Origin of the sequence: Bacillus sp. AFS023182 (assembly GCF_002560575.1) — a bacterium.
Taxonomy (GTDB): domain Bacteria; phylum Bacillota; class Bacilli; order Bacillales; family Bacillaceae_G; genus Bacillus_A; species Bacillus_A arachidis.
Window position 1 is genome coordinate 16,565 of the sequence record NZ_NTRO01000075.1, and the last position, 14,680, is coordinate 31,244.

Consider the following 14,680-nt stretch of genomic DNA (forward strand, 5'->3'; position numbering starts at 1 on the left):
TTTGTTTTTTATTCTTTCCCATCTAGAAGTCGACCAAGTCCACCTAAAACGCTACCTTCCCCGCTGCTTTGAGCTGCAGGATTTGTAAGACGCGCTGCTAAACGGCTAAGTGTTAAGGATTGAAGCCAAACTGTTCCTGGTCCTTCTAACGTTGCGAAGAATAACCCTTCTCCGCCAAATAAAGCAGTTTTTACATTGCCTACAAATTGAATATCATAGTCAACATCTCTTGTCATTGCAACAAGACAACCTGTATCGATGCGCAGTTTTTCGCCAGGCTTTAGTTCACGTTTGTACACAGTGCCACCTGCATGCATGAAAGCGAGTCCATCACCTTCAAGTTTCTGCATGATGAAGCCTTCTCCGCCGAAGAAGCCGCTACCAATTTTTTTCGTGAATTCAATTCCGATAGAAACACCTTTTGCAGCGCAAAGGAATGCATCTTTTTGGCAAACTACTTTGCCTTGATACTCTCTTAAATCAACTGGAACGATTTTCCCAGGATACGGTGCAGCAAATGATACATGACGTTTGCCATGACCTGTATTTGTAAATACAGTCATAAACATACTTTCACCCGTAACAAGACGTTTTCCAGCTCCCATTAGTTTACCGAATAGGCCACTAGACTTTCCGCCACCGTCGCCGAAGATGGTTTCCATTTCAATATAGTCTTCCATCATCATCATTGCGCCAGCTTCTGCAATTACGCTTTCTTCTGGATCTAATTCAATTTCAACGAACTGCATATCATCGCCGTATAATTTATACTCAATTTCATGTGCTTTCATTATTTTCACCTCATATGTAGTGGATACTCATATTGTACAGAATTTAAAGAGATTAGAAAACAATCATTTTGCTAATTTTTAACAAAAAGTCATTTTAATTTTTCGACATGTAAGTTGCTGCTACGAAGAACAAAAGGTGACATTTACTTGCATTCTCCTTTTGTTTTTTACAGGGCAGGGGCTAAAAAGAGTCTGAACGTTTCTATGCAAGGCTGGATGCTCTCTCCCGCCTCAAAAAAGGTTTTCTACTAGTTTATATAGTTTACATATTTTGTGAAGTTTTAAAAAAATACTGAAATGAAAGTGTTCTCATTTGACGTTTTTGATAGAGCGTGATATAGTGAAATCACTATTGAGCTACATAATGTGGTACGGAAATAAAGCGTGTTTAATTCAAGGCGTTAGGTCTGAGATACATTCATGTCCTTTATATCCACCTTTTCATGTGGATTCATAGTTTCATTTTTATTTAGGAGGTACATGACATGCAAACAGGTAAAGTTAAATGGTTTAACAGCGAAAAAGGTTTCGGTTTCATCGAAGTTGAAGGTGGAGACGATGTATTCGTACATTTCTCAGCTATCCAAGGCGACGGCTTCAAAACTTTAGAAGAAGGTCAAGAAGTTTCTTTCGAAATCGTTGAAGGTAACCGTGGACCACAAGCTGCTAACGTTACAAAAAACTAATTAGCTAGCGAGAAAAAGCATTCCGAATTTCGGAATGCTTTTTTTATTCTTTTGAACTAGATTCATTCGGAGATAATTCCCCTTTAAAGGTGCGCTCTTCAAAATCATCAAGCATCTGCTCATATTCTTCATGTTCTTCTGTCGCATACACCTGTGGGTTCTTCCCATACATATCTGTTCCGATGAAGTTTTCAAAGTCTTCTACGTAACCGCGTGGCTCTTCGGCATCCATATACATCTCATCAAAATTCTTCGAGTCGCGGCGTTCTAAATCAGATGGCGTTTCTGATGTTCCATATAAAGCAACATCTTGCCAAGCATCCTCTGCATCATATCCAACGGCACTGTCCATATCGTATTTGCCAAACGGTGGCTCTACCAATTCTTCTTCAATGGGACGTGCACCTAGGTTTAATTTATTTGTCGTATGTTCAATACAAGTTGTAGCAGTCGGCATGGCTTCTAATCTTTCCAGCGGGATTTCTTCACCAGAAACTTCGCAAACCCCGTATGTGCCAGCTTCAATTTTTTGCAGGGCATCCTTTGTATCTTGCAGTTGCTTATGCCAAAATTCAATAAGTCCAAAGTCTTTTTCGCGTTCATATAATTCGGTAGCCATATCGCCAGGGTGATTATCATAAGCCGATAATTCTCCAACAGATTCCCGTTCAGAAGCACGGTCTGTCCCTTCATGATTTTGCAGCGTTTGTTCTAACTCTTGTTGTTGCTTTTCTAAAATAGACTTAAAATGATTGATTTGTTGTGGAGTTAACATAGTATCCACCTTCCTACAATTCGGTTTCTTTATGTAGTATGAGCTGGATTACAGGAAATATGAGGAGGAATTTAGGAAGGTAATGACATCGCCCATATATTGAAAAAGCACCGATATATTTTGAAATTGAAAAAAGGAGCTAACTAGCAGCTCCTCTTCTATAGAAAATATCCAAGCAATAGGCCCATTCCCATTAAAAATCCAAAGATTGTATTTGTTTTTGCAGTTGCAATCATTGCAGGTGCCATTTCCATTGGAATACTTTTTCCGATAAATCCTTTTGTTGCTTTAAATGCTTTCGGTGCACTTAGGAATACGATTAGCATCCATGGAGAGACGATTCCGACAATCATTAGGGCAATCGTCCAAATGTATGAAACGATAAACATAGATGCAAGGACACCAATTGCGTTTTCACGTCCAACGATAATTGCTAAGGTGTTACGACCGTTTTCTTTATCACCATCTAAATCACGAATGTTGTTAGAAAGTAAAATTGCACCAATTAAAATCGAATTTGGAATAGATACTAAAATAATTTCTGATGTTACAGTGCCAGTCTGAATGAAGAAAGAAATACCAATAATAATAACACCCATAAATAATCCTGCTGTTAATTCTCCAAATGGTGTATAGGCAATTGGAAGGGGGCCGCCTGTATAAAGGTAGGCAACGGCCATACAAACAAGACCGATTGCAGCAAGCCACCAGCTAGAATTCATACAAATATAAACGCCCAATAGCATTGCGATACCGAAAAATCCAAATGCTAAGTTCAATACTGTTTTTGGCGGAATCCCGTCGCGAACAATTGCACCGCCGATACCAACTGAACCTTCATGATCTAATCCTCTTTTATAATCAAAGTATTCATTGAACATGTTTGTTGCTGCTTGAATGAGAAGACAGGCAAGAAGCATGATAAAGAAAAGAGGGAGATGTATTTGATTAATACCCCCTACTTGCATTGCATAAGCTGTTCCGATAAAAACAGGAACAAAAGCTGCTGTTAATGTATGAGGACGTAATAAACTCCACCAAATGCGCCAACCCGTTTGTTTACTTGGTTTTGGCGACATAGAAGGGGAATTCGTTTCGACTTTCATTTCCATGTTGAATCCTCCTTGTCACATAATATACACAATTAAGTGTAGGAAAAGCAGCATTTAGTGTCAACGTTTATTTTCTAGGAAGAGAAGGGGAATTTCTCAGAAATGCTAAACGTTGACAGGGCTTTCGTTTGAGGTGTATCTTAAAATCAAGCGTATTTATGACTATTTTTCGCCCATAGGGGGGAGATTCTGTGATTCAGACGAAACAAAAAGATTTACAAGAAGTACTAATTACAGCTATTACACGTGCGACGAATGAAAAAACATTGGTCAGTTTTGTAAAGCAAATAGATTGGATGGATCCACTTCTTTTTTATGCAGCAGGAAAAAGGATTGCATCCGAAAATAGATGTTATTTTGCAGATCCGGCTCAGCATGTGATATTTGCTGGAATTGGCTCTGTTTTCACTATAGCAAATTCTTCTGACAAACGCTTTCAAGATGCTCGCGAAGAGTGGAGTAAAGTGCAGAAGAATGCAATTGTTCAAAGAGAAGAGTATGAATTTGGGACAGGACCACTTTTATTTGGTGGCTTTTCATTTGATCCAGAAAAAGAACAAACGGATCTTTGGAAAGAATTTAAAGATACAACATTGTCGTTACCAGCTTTTCTTTTAACAGTCAAAAATGAAAAAGCATGGTTAACGATAAATACATTTATTTCAGCTGAAGATTCGGCACAGATAATTTATGAAGAAATTGTTTCTTTGGAAGAAAGAATTTTACAAGAATGCAAAGGCCAGCTTACAGAGGAGAAGTTAACAGTAACTTCTAAAGTAGAAGTTGACCCAAAGGGCTGGATGAATGCAATTGTAAAAGTACAGGATGAAATGAAAAAAGGAAGCGTACAAAAGGTTGTATTAGCACGGGAATTAAAACTAACGATGAACCAAAATATTGATTCTGCTCGTGTTTTAGAAGCACTCCGCATTGGTCAGCCAGATTGTTACGTATTTTCCTTTGATTATAAAGGGGCATGCTTCTTAGGAGCAACGCCTGAGAGATTAATTCGAAAAGAAGGAAAGAAATTTACATCCATGTGTCTTGCTGGTTCGATTGGTCATGGTAATTCTATAGAAGAAAGTAAACAAAATGGTGCGATGCTTCTTCATGATGAAAAGAATTTGGCAGAGCATGGTTATGTAGTAAATATGATTCGAGGCGTATTAAATGAGCATTGCGAGTCTGTTAATATTCCGCAGCAACCAGGATTATTAACAACAAAAAATTTACTACATTTATATACACCAGTTGAAGCGAAAGGTGATGCATCACTTCTTTCGATGGTGGAAGAATTACATCCAACGCCAGCACTTGGCGGCACGCCTCGCCACGTAGCGATGAAACTGATTCGTGATGTAGAATTATTAGACCGCGGATTGTACGGAGCACCAATCGGCTGGATAGATGACAAAGGGAACGGTGAATTTGCGGTAGCCTTACGCTGCGGATTATTAAATGGTGATAAGGCATCCTTATTTGCTGGTTGCGGTATTGTGATTGATTCTGTGCCGCAACTTGAATATGAAGAAACAAGTTTGAAGTTTAGACCGATGCTTGGTGCTTTGGAGGAATTAATGAAATGAATAATCATATAGAAGCATTATCATATTATTTAGGCGCGTTTGTGGACGAAATGGCGCGTCTAAATGTATATGATGTTGTCATTAGTCCAGGTTCACGATCAACGCCGTTAGCCTTACTAATGGAGCAACATGAACAGATAAAAACGTATTTGCATGTAGATGAACGATCAGCTGCCTTTTTTGCGCTCGGTATTGCGAAAATGAAGAAGCGTCCTGTAGCGATTTTGTGCACATCAGGAACAGCGGCAGCAAACTATTATCCGGCAATTTGTGAAGCCTTTCATTCACGTGTACCATTGCTTGTTTTAACAGCAGACAGACCACATGAACTACGAGATGTTGGGGCACCGCAGGCAATGAATCAATTAAATTTATATGGTTCTTTTGTGAAACAATTTATGGAGATGGCACTGCCAGAAGCTAGAGAGCCTATGTATCATTATGCTCGTATGACAGTTGGACGTGCTATTGCAAGTGCGTCCCTTGAGCCAAAGGGACCTGTCCATATTAACTTCCCACTTCGGGAACCACTCATTCCTAATTTCTCTTTAGCAGATTTATGGGAAAAAGGTCGTGGTGAATATACAGGGGCAGTTCACCAAGGAAACATGACGATGGCCAGTGAATATGTAAGTTCTCTTACAGAGCGCCTTTCAAGTATGGAAAAGGGGCTTATTGTTTGTGGAGACGATAGTCATCCAGGGATTGCTGAACCTATCATACAGTTTGCTGCTAAAACCGGATATCCAATTTTAGCAGATCCCCTTTCAGGTCTCAGAAGCGGTGAACATGATAAATCAATGGTAATGGATTGTTATGATACATTTTTACGAAATGAATTGTTAAAGGATACTTGGAAGCCGGAAGTTATCATTCGTTTCGGTGGTATGCCTGTATCGAAAGCTTTAACGCAATATATAAAGAAACAAAAGACAGCTGTTCATATCGTTGTAGATGAGTCAGGAAAATGGAGAGACCCGGCTCTTGCAGCGACGGAAGTTGTATGTGCAAGTGATATCTCATTTTGTAAAGAACTTACAGATAATATGCAAAAGAGAGAACAGAATGATTGGTACGGGATGTGGAAACATATAAACGATGCGACGAAGGAAAAGCTTCGTGAAATCGAAACATATGAAACAGCATTTGAAGGAAAAGTGATTACTGATATTGTTCATGTGTTACCAGAGGAAGCAACTTTATTTGCCAGCAACAGTATGCCAATTCGTGATACAGATACGTTCTTCTTTACAACAGATAAAAGAATCAATGTAGTGGCAAACCGTGGTGTGAATGGGATTGATGGAATTATTTCAACAGCTCTAGGTGCGAGTACTGTTTGTGAGCCCCTTGTATTAGTAATCGGTGATTTATCATTTTATCATGATTTAAACGGACTATTAGCAGCAAAATTATATGATTTAAACATAACAATTGTTATTGTAAATAATGATGGTGGTGGCATCTTCTCATTCTTACCGCAATATGAATCAAAAGAGCATTTTGAATCATTATTCGGAACGCCGCTTGGACTTGATTATGAACATATTGTAAAGATGTATGGTGGTTCATTTGCGCGTGTAAATGGTTGGGAAGCATTTCGTGAAGAAGTACAAAAAGGAACAACTGAACGAGGATTACACGTTGTAGAAATTTGTACGAATCGTGATGAGAACTTAAAGATGCACCGTGATCTATGGGCAAGTACATCGAAAATAGTTACCGAAATTTTGCAAGGTGAAGTGAAATGAAAGTCATGCTAGAAGGTGTAACGTATGAATATGAAGTGGTCGGAAGTGGAGAACCGCTCCTACTTCTTCATGGTTTTACGGGTAGCATGGAGACATGGCGTTCTTTTATTTCTTCATGGAGTAAGCAATTTCAAGTTATCTTAGTGGATCTTGTTGGACATGGAAAAACAGAGAGTCCCGAGGAAATTACGCATTATGATATTCAAAATGTATCACGACAAATGACGGCACTACTCGATCATTTGCATATTGAAAAAGCACATATACTTGGTTATTCAATGGGTGGAAGACTGGCGATTACGATAGCATGCTTATATCCAAACCGTGTGAAGTCTCTTTTATTAGAAAATTGCACAGCTGGACTTGAAATGGAATCGGACCGACAAGAACGCCGCGCGAAAGATGAACAGCTTGCAGATCGAATTGAATTGGAAGGAATAGACGCCTTCGTAAGCAGGTGGGAAAATATACCGCTGTTTGCAACGCAAAAAAGGTTGTCACGAGATGTACAAGAGGCGGTAAGAACCGAGAGACTTGCTAATCACCCAAGAGGACTTGCAAATAGTCTTAGGGGTATGGGAACAGGTGCTCAGCCTTCATGGTGGAATCAGCTTGAAGAGCTCGCAATGCCTGTCTTGTTAATGAACGGAGAGAGCGATCCAAAATTCTTTCAGATCTTAAAAAACATAAAAAAATGCATTCCGCACGCGGAATTTGTCAAAATTGATGGAGCTGGCCATGCAATTCATGTGGAACAACCGCAAAAGTTTGATACAATAGTAAAGGGATTTCTAAAAACTATGCAGTGACACTTTTTTCTTTTGAAGAGAGTAGAACTTATAGATTAGCTAATGGACAAGTTAAATTGACTATTAGCACGATAAAAAAGGAGGTAATAGTAATGGCTATTGAATGGGTAAAAGAAGGCAATTACGAAGATATTATTTATTCCACATACAATGGTATCGCAAAAATTTCGATTAACCGCCCTGAAGTACATAACGCATTCCGCCCTAAAACGGTAATGGAGTTAATCGATGCTTTTGCATATGCACGTGATGATGCGAATGTTGGCGTTATCATTTTAACTGGTGAAGGTGGACGTGCATTCTGTTCTGGCGGCGACCAAAAAGTTCGCGGTCATGGCGGATATGTAGGTGAGGACCAAATCCCACGCTTAAACGTATTAGACTTACAACGTTTAATTCGCGCAATCCCGAAACCAGTTATCGCAATGGTAGCAGGTTATGCAATCGGTGGTGGGCACGTACTTCATATCGTATGTGACTTAACAATTGCAGCAGACAACGCTGTATTTGGACAAACTGGTCCTAAAGTAGGTAGCTTTGATGGCGGATACGGTGCTGGTTATTTAGCTCGTATGGTAGGTCATAAGAAAGCTCGTGAAATTTGGTACCTGTGCCGTCAATATAGTGCACAAGAAGCACTTGATATGGGCTTAGTAAATACAGTTGTACCATTAGAAGAGTTAGAAGCAGAAACAGTACAATGGGCACAAGAAATCTTAGCAAACAGCCCAATGGCACTTCGCTTCTTAAAAGCTGCATTCAATGCAGATACAGACGGATTAGCTGGTATCCAGCAACTAGCGGGAGACGCAACGTTATTGTACTACACAACTGACGAAGCAAAAGAGGGCCGTGACGCGTTCAAAGAAAAACGTCGTCCAGACTTCGGACAATTCCCTCGTTTTCCTTGATCAAAAGCGGAAGCGGCTCGTTTAGAGTATGAGGGAGATGGAGCTTCTGACGTAGAGGCACAGTTTGCCTCATGGGCGCAGAAGCGAAGCCACCGAATATTCTAGCCGCTGTAGCCGGATAGATTAAAAGCGGCAGCAAAAAAGAGACTTGATTCTACATCAAGTCTCTTTCTTTCATGGAAGGAGAATGTGTAATGAAGACGATGCCCAATTGGTTAATGCAGCGTGCTTTTTTAACGCCAAATCGTACTGCGATTGAGACAAAGGAAGAGAAAATAAGCTTTGCAGAATTACATGAAAAAGTATTATCTGTTTGTAAGCACCTTTCCTACTTACAGATAGAAAAAGGTCAAAAAGTGGCTGTTCTGATGAAAAATGGTACGGAGATGATTACGGTAATTCATGCCTTGTCTTATATAGGGGCAGTAGCCGTACTTCTAAATACACGTCTTTCAAGAGAAGAGCTACTTTGGCAAATGGAAGATGCTGAAGTTGTTTGCTTACTAACAGACCAAGAATTTGAAACGGAGCAGGTACCGGTTTACAAATTTGAAGAAGTGGTGAATGGACCGAAGCAACCCGCAATGATTCAAGAAGAGTTTTCTTTAGAAGAAGCGATGACAATTATTTATACGTCAGGAACAACTGGAAAGCCGAAAGGAGTTATCTTAACATATGGTAATCACTGGGCGAGTGCCGTTGGATCATCGCTGAACTTAGGACTCCGTGATGATGATTGTTGGTTAGCGTGTATGCCGATGTTCCACGTAGGCGGTTTATCCCTTCTAATGAAAAATATTATGTACGGTATGCGAGTTTTGCTCGTTCCAAAATATGATCCTGGTTTTATTCATGAAGCGATTAAAACAAGAGGAGTAACAATCATATCGGTCGTCTCTAAAATGCTGACGGACTTATTAGAAAGACTTGAAGGAGAAACATACCCAAACGCTTTACGCTGTATGCTATTAGGCGGAGGGCCTGCGCCAAAGCCTCTATTAGAAACATGTGTAACAAAAGGGATTCCTGTGTATCAAACATATGGAATGACGGAAACTTCTTCACAAATTTGTACACTATCAGCGGATTATATGTTAACGAAAGTCGGTTCAGCAGGAAAACCTCTTTTCCCATGTCAGCTTCGAATTGAGAAGGATGGTAGGGTTATGCCACCAAATGTTGAAGGTGAGATTGTTGTAAAAGGGCCGAATGTGACACATGGCTATTTTAAACGGGAAGATGCAACACGTGAAGCAATAAAGGATGGTTGGCTTCGTACTGGTGACCTTGGGTATTTGGACGAAGAAGGATTTTTATATGTACTAGATCGCCGTAGTGATTTAATTATTTCAGGAGGTGAAAATATTTATCCAGCGCAAATTGAAGAGGTGTTGCTTGCGCATCCGAAAGTTGTAGAAGCTGGCGTTGTTGGAAAAATGGATGCTAAGTGGGGACAAGTACCAGCTGCATTTATCGTAAAAACAGATCATGTAACTGAAGAAGAAATCATTCGTTTTTGTGAAGAAAAATTAGCGAAGTATAAAGTACCAAAAGAAGTGTATTTCTTATCAGAATTACCACGTAATGCTTCGAAAAAATTGTTAAGACGTGAATTAAGGCATTTGTTGGAGGAAATATAGATGAAGTTTAAAAAGGTGACGCTTTATATAACAGAAATGCCTCTTGTCGTGCCTTTTGCTGCAAGTTACGGAACGTATAAAAAGCGCGAAAGTATCGTCATTGAACTTGAGGATGCTGACGGATATATCGGTTTTGGAGAAGTCGTCGCTTTTTCTGAGCCATGGTACACAGAAGAAACTGTAATAACGGCGCTTCATATGCTTCAAGATTTTTTATTACCAGATTTACTGAAAGTGGAAATTACGCATCCGAATGAAATTCCGGGCCTCTTTCAGCATATAAAACGAAATCACATGGCAAAAGCAGGGATAGAAGGCGCTGTATGGGATTTATATGCGAGACGTCAAAACAAGCCATTAGCGACTTTACTTGGAGGAACGCAGCCAAAAATTGGAGTCGGTGTTGTAGTTGGGATAGATACGATTCCTAATATGTTAAAGAGAATTGAGATGTATGCAGAAGAAGGTTATGAGCGCTTTAAAGTGAAAATTAAACCAAAACTTGATTATGAGCTGCTGAAAGAAATACGAAGAGCCTTCCCCAAGATTCCATTAATGGCCGATGCAAACTCAGCGTATACGTTAGCTGATGCTGAGCAGTTAAAAAGATTAGATGAATTCCAGTTAATGATGATTGAGCAGCCTTTAGCAGATAATGATTTTCTTGATCACGCTAAGCTCCAACAACAGATTGAGACACCTATTTGTTTGGACGAGAGTATTCATAGCTTAGAAGATACAAGAGTAGCGATTACACTTGGAAGCTGCCGCATCGTAAATATTAAACCGGGACGAGTTGGTGGATTAACTGAGTCGATTCAAATTCATGATTATTGTCAGGAGCGCGGCATTCCTGTTTGGTGCGGTGGTATGGTTGAAATGGGGATTTCGCGTGCGCAAAATATTGCGTTAGCATCACTTCCGAACTTTACAATTCCAGGTGATATTTCAGCTTCGAGTAGACATTGGAAGCGAGATATTATTTTACCAGAAGTAATATTGCAAGACGGAAAAGTATTTGTTCCGAATGAACCTGGGTTTGGATATGAAGTAAACCGGGAAAGATTAGAAGAGATTACGAAAAAACGGATTGTATGTGAGAGGTGAATGCATGAGGCAGCAAGAAGATATATTGCAAGCCATACAGGTATATTTATTAGAGGTGCCAATTGTAAAAGTTGCATATATTTTTGGGTCTCAAGTAAGGAAAGAAGTGTTCAATCAGTATAGTTATCATATTGCAATTGAAACGAAGAATGCCTCGTATAAACAATTTCAGTGGCTATGCTTTGAGTTGACAGAAGAGCTAGAGGGAAGCGAGAAATTTGATGTGGTACGCTCCCCAATCCACAATTAAAAAAGCGTATCCTTCAAGAAGGAAAGCTATTTGTACAGCGTATATAAGGGCCTACGATGATTCGATTATCGTAGGCCTTTTTGTGATAAATGAGCAGTTCGTACTCATTCACGGTTATCTATAAATTCATGGTTCAATTGCATCTTTTCGTAAAACAAGCCTGTTTTTGGGAAAAACAAGCTCCTGATTTCCCATGTAAACATAATATAAATGGAATCCGCTCATTTAGAACATGATAGGATCCCCTTGTTGTTACGAATGATACTAAAGGAGGAATAGAGTAATGAGTGAAAAGTGCGATCACAATCATGACCATCACCACCATCAGCATATAAGACACGGCTGCGGAGGCGGCTTTGCGCTTCTAATTGTACTGTTTATTTTATTGATCATCATCGGTGCTAGCTGCTTCGGTGGTGGATGCGGTTACGGTGGCTATGGCGGTTATGGTGGCTTTGGTGGTTACGGCGGCGGTTACTGCTAACAAAAACTATTGAAAATAGCCTTGTGCATGCGCACAAGGCTATTTTATTCAAATTTTAAGACGTTGTGATAATTTATTAATGTAAAAGGAACGGATTAGGAAAAAGAAAATAATCTCGATGGTGCCAAATAGAGTTAATACGAATAGTAATTCTTTTAATAATGAAAATGAGTGTATAAATTGTAAAAATTGAATAGCGAATATCGTATGCACAGTAGCAACGATATAAGGTACAAAAAATAGGATTGCCAATTGAATGGTTGCAGAATGGAACATTTCCGTTTCTGTTAACCCAATTTTTGTAATGGTAATATATTTCTGTTCTTCCCTTGTTAAATCGTTATACATTCGGAAGTATAAAACGCTAGCTGCACCCATAAAGAAGATGACGCCGAGAAATGCACCGATAAAGAAACCGGAAACATTATTTTGTTTACTATAAGACAGTTCGTCACTAGCCGTAAAAATAGAGAATGGGATGGGCGTTTGTGTGTTATTATTTTGTTCTTTAGATTTAGAAATATTGTCTCTATCCTCGTTCGTTACTTTTAAAATATTTGTTGTTGGTAAAATGGCCTGTTCCCAGTTTTCCACTATATAATTATAAATTGTCATCGTTTCGATATGAGGAATCATCATTTCCACTACATAATCTTGCATAACCAGAATATAAGGAAGAGCAAACTTTGGCCCAATTGCTTGTTCAGAAAAGCCATTTATATGAAATGTTTTTTTGTTAGATGCGATCGTAATATTTTCTCGCTTTTCAAAAGGATGCATGGTTAAGCTTCTGACAGCTTTTGAGTAATCCGAAACAATATAGGTTTCGGATTTATCCAGCTGAATCGTCGGTCTGTTTAATAGTGTTGAAAGCTGGTTATAATCACTTTCTTTCATAATGGCAATATCGATATTAAAAGCTTGATCTTTTAACACGGTGAATTTGTTTTTTTTATACTGAAATTCGTAATTTGTTAACTCTCTTTCGATTATATCCGTATGCTTTTTTTCAAAAGGATTTTTCTCATCAGATATATAGGTGAAAGGAAACGGATAATCTGCTAAAATTGCCGCTTTTGTGTAATTATTCATTGCAAAAAGTGACGTGATAATCGTGAATGTAAGCGCAGATAGCATAGTAACGATAAACAGCATAGTAATATTACCACGTGTACGTGTTGCTAAATCCGAGATCCAAAGCATGTTAATTTTTTTCATATAAAAACGACGTCTCTTTTTTAATAACCAAATGAAAAGAAACAGTGTTTGTGAAAACAGTAAATAGGTTCCAATTGTTACAAGTGGAATGATTGATAATGGTGGAACAATAGCAAAGCCGCTTCGAATCGTTTTCTCTGATACATAACTTTCCGGAACACCAGCAATATAATAGCATCCTACTAAACAAGCCACTCCAAAAAGTGAAATGAGAATAGATGGGCGTCTCTCTTTTTTTTGTAGACCTTCATCTTTTATTAAACGCATTGTTTTGCGCGTGCGAATTAATATAGGTGTGAAAGTAGAAACAATCAAAAATAAAATGATAAATGTTATGGTTGTTATGATAATCGCTTTTGTTGGCCAATATAAATAAAGTCCTTTTACACCCGTTAATTTAGAAGTCACTAGTAGAAAAAAGTTAGAAAACACAAGGCCAATTTGAATGCCAACAAAAATTGCTAATATTCCAATCATCATATTTTCCATAAACACAAGTCGTTTTAATTGTTTCTTTGAAATGCCAAGAATGGTCAAAATACCGAATTGTTTTTTACGTACTTTTAAAAATGATCCGACAGAATAAAGGAGAAAAAAGAACGAAAACATAATGATGACAAATTGGGCCATCCCAATTAAATTCATCAGTGGTCCTCGCTCTTGTAAGCCTTGTAAATGCGGGTGATACGAATACACAGTAAATGAAAAGAAAACCGTAATTGAAAATACACTGCTTACAAAATAGGCAAAGTATGCTTTTGAATTACGAGAGACATTTTTAAATGCAAACTGCCAAAATGTCATCCGCGTCTTCCTCCGAGTAATGCCAGTACATCTAAGATTTCTTGATAAAACTTTTCACGATATAGACCGCGGTGTAACTCATTGTAAAGTTCCCCATCTTTAATAAAAATCACGCGATTGCAGTAACTAGCTGCAAATGGATCATGTGTCACCATTAAAATGGTAGCTTGCTCTTCTTTATTCAATTTTGTAAATAACTCCATTACATCAATTGCTGCTTTAGAGTCTAGATTTCCTGTTGGCTCATCAGCAAGCAAGAGCGATGGATGATGAATAACAGCACGAGCTACTGCGGTGCGCTGCGCTTGTCCACCAGAAACTTCAAAAATCCGCTTATTTAAAATATGATCAATTCCAAGTTTTTTTGAGATGTTATCAAGTTTTTCATCCATTTCTTTAAGAGGAACGTTATCTAAGGTTAATGGTAATACAATATTCTCACCGATTGTTAACGTATCTAATAAGTTAAAGTTTTGAAAAACAAAGCCTAATTCCTGACGGCGGAAAACGGCTAGTTTTTCTCTGCGGAATGTGTGAGGCTGTTTTCCATTAATAAAAACCTCTCCAGCAGTAGGAGAATCAATTGTTGAAATTACATTTAAGAAAGTAGATTTACCGCTCCCTGAAGGTCCCATAATTGCGACAAACTCACCTTTATCCACATGCAAATTAATATTTTTTAAAGCAGTATGAGGAACTTTCCCCTCATACACTTTTGAGACATTTTTAATGTGTAATACTTCTTCCATAAAACTC

General features: G+C 38.6%; 14 protein-coding genes. 9 read left to right on the forward strand and 5 right to left on the reverse strand.

Features of this window, described 5'->3' with window-relative positions:
• Positions 1-8: 8 nt before the first annotated feature.
• Positions 9-791, reverse strand: a complete 783-nt coding sequence (locus CN288_RS24430) for a TIGR00266 family protein (RefSeq protein ID WP_026593879.1) — start codon at positions 789-791, stop codon at positions 9-11.
• A 485-nt stretch (positions 792-1,276) separates the two neighbouring features.
• Between CN288_RS24430 and cspD the strand changes: the two genes are divergently transcribed.
• On the forward strand, positions 1,277-1,477 hold the full coding sequence (gene cspD / locus CN288_RS24435; protein ID WP_001193054.1) for a cold-shock protein CspD: 201 nt from the start codon (positions 1,277-1,279) through the stop codon (positions 1,475-1,477).
• Positions 1,478-1,520: 43 nt separating this feature from the next.
• On the opposite strand, the gene CN288_RS24440 is transcribed toward cspD, so the two are convergent.
• Positions 1,521-2,252, reverse strand: a complete 732-nt coding sequence (locus tag CN288_RS24440) for a TraR/DksA C4-type zinc finger protein (RefSeq protein ID WP_026593878.1) — start codon at positions 2,250-2,252, stop codon at positions 1,521-1,523.
• Between the two features lie 158 nt (positions 2,253-2,410).
• Complete coding sequence (locus tag CN288_RS24445; protein WP_026593877.1) at positions 2,411-3,364, reverse strand: 1,4-dihydroxy-2-naphthoate polyprenyltransferase; 954 nt, start codon at positions 3,362-3,364, stop codon at positions 2,411-2,413.
• 191 nt (positions 3,365-3,555) lie between these two features.
• Here CN288_RS24445 and CN288_RS24450 point away from each other — a divergent pair, with 191 nt between their 5' ends.
• The 8 genes from CN288_RS24450 to CN288_RS24490 all read left to right on the forward strand — a co-directional run bounded on the left by CN288_RS24450 (position 3,556) and on the right by CN288_RS24490 (position 11,902).
• Positions 3,556-4,950: an isochorismate synthase gene (locus tag CN288_RS24450; protein ID WP_026593876.1), complete on the forward strand. Its 1,395-nt coding sequence runs from the start codon at positions 3,556-3,558 to the stop codon at positions 4,948-4,950.
• The gene (gene menD, locus CN288_RS24455; protein WP_026593875.1) at positions 4,947-6,701 is read left to right on the forward strand and encodes a 2-succinyl-5-enolpyruvyl-6-hydroxy-3-cyclohexene-1-carboxylic-acid synthase; all 1,755 of its coding nucleotides are present in this window, start codon (positions 4,947-4,949) and stop codon (positions 6,699-6,701) included. The genes CN288_RS24450 and menD overlap by 4 nt, the downstream gene beginning before the upstream one ends.
• Positions 6,698-7,510, forward strand: coding sequence for a 2-succinyl-6-hydroxy-2,4-cyclohexadiene-1-carboxylate synthase (gene menH, locus CN288_RS24460; RefSeq protein ID WP_026593874.1), 813 nt, complete (start codon positions 6,698-6,700; stop codon positions 7,508-7,510). Before menD ends, menH begins: the two co-directional genes overlap by 4 nt.
• 92 nt (positions 7,511-7,602) lie before the next feature.
• Positions 7,603-8,421, forward strand: a complete 819-nt coding sequence (gene menB, locus CN288_RS24465; protein ID WP_026593873.1) for a 1,4-dihydroxy-2-naphthoyl-CoA synthase — start codon at positions 7,603-7,605, stop codon at positions 8,419-8,421.
• Positions 8,422-8,615: 194 nt separating this feature from the next.
• Positions 8,616-10,061 carry an o-succinylbenzoate--CoA ligase gene (locus tag CN288_RS24475; protein WP_098303303.1) on the forward strand — a complete coding sequence of 482 codons (1,446 nt, stop codon included), beginning with the start codon at positions 8,616-8,618 and terminating at the stop codon, positions 10,059-10,061.
• Entirely contained in the window at positions 10,062-11,168 is a 1,107-nt protein-coding gene (menC, locus tag CN288_RS24480; protein ID WP_098303304.1) for an o-succinylbenzoate synthase, read from the forward strand.
• 4 nt (positions 11,169-11,172) lie between these two features.
• Complete coding sequence (locus tag CN288_RS24485) at positions 11,173-11,418, forward strand: hypothetical protein (RefSeq protein WP_255260054.1); 246 nt, start codon at positions 11,173-11,175, stop codon at positions 11,416-11,418.
• 283 nt (positions 11,419-11,701) lie between these two features.
• Positions 11,702-11,902: a YjcZ family sporulation protein gene (locus CN288_RS24490; protein ID WP_026593869.1), complete on the forward strand. Its 201-nt coding sequence runs from the start codon at positions 11,702-11,704 to the stop codon at positions 11,900-11,902.
• A gap of 48 nt (positions 11,903-11,950) precedes the next feature.
• On the opposite strand, the gene CN288_RS24495 is transcribed toward CN288_RS24490, so the two are convergent.
• Positions 11,951-13,924, reverse strand: a complete 1,974-nt coding sequence (locus tag CN288_RS24495) for an FtsX-like permease family protein (RefSeq protein ID WP_090688190.1) — start codon at positions 13,922-13,924, stop codon at positions 11,951-11,953.
• Positions 13,921-14,673 (reverse strand): ABC transporter ATP-binding protein, encoded by a 753-nt coding sequence (locus CN288_RS24500; protein ID WP_026593867.1) that lies wholly within the window; start codon positions 14,671-14,673, stop codon positions 13,921-13,923. Before CN288_RS24500 ends, CN288_RS24495 begins: the two co-directional genes overlap by 4 nt.
• Positions 14,674-14,680: the final 7 nt, after the last annotated feature.

Excerpts from the sequence above, each read along its gene's own strand:
- CN288_RS24430 (WP_026593879.1), bottom strand. The coding sequence starts at position 791 with ATGAAAGCACATGAAATTGAGTATAAATTATACGGCGATGATATGCAG.
- cspD (WP_001193054.1), top strand. The coding sequence starts at position 1,277 with ATGCAAACAGGTAAAGTTAAATGGTTTAACAGCGAAAAAGGTTTCGGT.
- CN288_RS24440 (WP_026593878.1), bottom strand. The coding sequence starts at position 2,252 with ATGTTAACTCCACAACAAATCAATCATTTTAAGTCTATTTTAGAAAAG.
- CN288_RS24445 (WP_026593877.1), bottom strand. The coding sequence starts at position 3,364 with ATGGAAATGAAAGTCGAAACGAATTCCCCTTCTATGTCGCCAAAACCA.
- menD (WP_026593875.1), top strand. The coding sequence starts at position 4,947 with ATGAATAATCATATAGAAGCATTATCATATTATTTAGGCGCGTTTGTG.
- menH (WP_026593874.1), top strand. The coding sequence starts at position 6,698 with ATGAAAGTCATGCTAGAAGGTGTAACGTATGAATATGAAGTGGTCGGA.
- menB (WP_026593873.1), top strand. The coding sequence starts at position 7,603 with ATGGCTATTGAATGGGTAAAAGAAGGCAATTACGAAGATATTATTTAT.
- CN288_RS24475 (WP_098303303.1), top strand. The coding sequence starts at position 8,616 with ATGAAGACGATGCCCAATTGGTTAATGCAGCGTGCTTTTTTAACGCCA.
- menC (WP_098303304.1), top strand. The coding sequence starts at position 10,062 with ATGAAGTTTAAAAAGGTGACGCTTTATATAACAGAAATGCCTCTTGTC.
- CN288_RS24485 (WP_255260054.1), top strand. The coding sequence starts at position 11,173 with ATGAGGCAGCAAGAAGATATATTGCAAGCCATACAGGTATATTTATTA.
- CN288_RS24490 (WP_026593869.1), top strand. The coding sequence starts at position 11,702 with ATGAGTGAAAAGTGCGATCACAATCATGACCATCACCACCATCAGCAT.
- CN288_RS24495 (WP_090688190.1), bottom strand. The coding sequence starts at position 13,924 with ATGACATTTTGGCAGTTTGCATTTAAAAATGTCTCTCGTAATTCAAAA.
- CN288_RS24500 (WP_026593867.1), bottom strand. The coding sequence starts at position 14,673 with ATGGAAGAAGTATTACACATTAAAAATGTCTCAAAAGTGTATGAGGGG.